Raw genomic sequence first — 640 nt, 5'->3', positions numbered from 1 at the left:
CCACTCCGGCGCCGGGGGGGGGGCGGGCGCCCCCCCCCCGCCCCCCCCCCCCCCCCGGGCCCCCCCCCCCCCGCGGGGCCGGGGGGGGGGCGCCCCCCCCCCCCCGCGTCGGCCGACCACTGCACCCACCTCACCGACGCGGACGTCGACGCGCTCGGCCAGGGCAGCACGGTCGCCACGCTGCTCCCGGGGGCGGAGTTCTCCACCCGCGCCACCTGGCCCGACGCCCGCCGCCTCCTCGACGCCGGGGCCACCGTCGCGCTCTCCACGGACTGCAACCCCGGCTCGTCGTTCACCTCGTCCCTGCCGTTCTGCATCGCGCTGGCCGTACGCGACATGAGGATGACGCCCGACGAGGCGATCTGGTCCGCCACCGCGGGCGGGGCCGCGGCCCTGCGCCGTACCGACATCGGCCGCATCACCCCCGGCGCCCGCGCAGACCTGGTCCTCCTCGACGCCCCGAGCCATGTCCACCTGGCCTACCGCCCGGGCGTCCCGCTGGTCAGCGCGGTGTGGCGGAGCGGACAGCGGGTGGTCTAGGGCCAGTGGTACAAAATCCCAAGGAACCCCCCCGGCCGGGGGGTTTCGGCAGGGCCCTTCGTGATATTCAGCCCGCGGTTGTTTCGGGGCGGGTATGGGG

1 protein-coding gene is annotated in these 640 nt (G+C 77.7%); it reads left to right on the top strand.

Going from position 1 to position 640, the window contains the following annotated elements:
* Nucleotides 1-540 (top strand): amidohydrolase family protein (locus tag JS521_RS29990; protein WP_239488029.1); only part of this gene is annotated, 540 nt, incomplete at its 5' end.
* Nucleotides 541-640: the final 100 nt, after the last annotated feature.

Origin of the sequence: Streptomyces durocortorensis (assembly GCF_016901035.1) — a bacterium.
Taxonomy (GTDB): Bacteria; Actinomycetota; Actinomycetes; order Streptomycetales; family Streptomycetaceae; genus Streptomyces; species Streptomyces durocortorensis.
Note: the sequence above shows the minus strand (reverse complement) of the source record. Positions and strands in the feature narration are given on the sequence as shown.